Origin of the sequence: Rhodococcus sp. MEB032, assembly GCF_030208925.1 — a bacterium.
In the GTDB taxonomy this organism is placed as follows: Bacteria; Actinomycetota; Actinomycetes; order Mycobacteriales; family Mycobacteriaceae; genus Rhodococcus_F; species Rhodococcus_F qingshengii.
This window is the reverse complement of the sequence record NZ_JARVSY010000048.1, coordinates 1-1,036: the sequence shown is the minus strand read 5'-3', so window position 1 is coordinate 1,036 and position 1,036 is coordinate 1. Positions and strand designations below refer to the sequence as shown.

The 1,036-nt window shown below is 56.2% G+C and carries 2 rRNA genes; both read right to left on the bottom strand.

Annotated features, from left to right (window positions below):
- Positions 1-2: 2 nt before the first annotated feature.
- A 5S ribosomal RNA gene (rrf, locus tag QRN54_RS31050) occupies positions 3-119 on the bottom strand.
- Positions 120-272: 153 nt separating this feature from the next.
- Positions 273-1,036, bottom strand: a 23S ribosomal RNA gene (locus tag QRN54_RS31045); the annotation flags it as partial.

The window sequence follows — 1,036 nt, the reverse complement described above, 5'->3', positions numbered from 1 at the left end:
GTGTTCGGCGGTGTCCTACTCTCCCACACCCTGTCGAGTGCAGTACCATCGGCGCTGAAGGGCTTAGCTTCCGGGTTCGGAATGGGACCGGGCGTTTCCCCTTCGCTATGACCGCCGTAACTCTATGAAACTGTCACAGTAACCTTCTTCTGATCACCTGGTTTCACCACCCGTCAACACCAGTTTCTGGTGTTGGGGGATGGAGAAAACAGGGTTTCTCATCAGTATCTGTGTGTTGTTTCAGATACCGCACAGTGGACGCGTAGCTTCTTTGTGGTAAGTCCTCGGCCTATTAGTACCAGTCACCTGCATGCATTACTGCACTTCCAGTTCTGGCCTATCAACCCGGTGGTCTGCCGGGGGCCTTACCCCCTCGAGGGGGTGAGAAACCTCATCTTGGAACAGGCTTCCCGCTTAGATGCTTTCAGCGGTTATCCCTTCCGAACGTAGCTAACCAGCGGTGCTCCTGGCGGAACAACTGGCACACCAGAGGTTCGTCCGTCCCGGTCCTCTCGTACTAGGGACAGCCTTCCTCAAGTTTCTAACGCGCGCGGCGGATAGAGACCGAACTGTCTCACGACGTTCTAAACCCAGCTCGCGTGCCGCTTTAATGGGCGAACAGCCCAACCCTTGGGACCTACTCCAGCCCCAGGATGCGACGAGCCGACATCGAGGTGCCAAACCATCCCGTCGATATGGACTCTTGGGGAAGATCAGCCTGTTATCCCCGGGGTACCTTTTATCCGTTGAGCGACACCGCTTCCACTTGCCGGTGCCGGATCACTAGTCCCGACTTTCGTCCCTGCTCGACCTGTCAGTCTCACAGTCAAGCTCCCTTGTGCACTTGCACTCGACACCTGATTGCCAACCAGGCTGAGGGAACCTTTGGGCGCCTCCGTTACATTTTGGGAGGCAACCGCCCCAGTTAAACTACCCACCAGGCACTGTCCCTGAACCAGATCATGGTCCGAGGTTAGAGGTCCAATTCGATCAGAGTGGTATTTCAACAACGACTCCACGATAACTGGCGTCACCG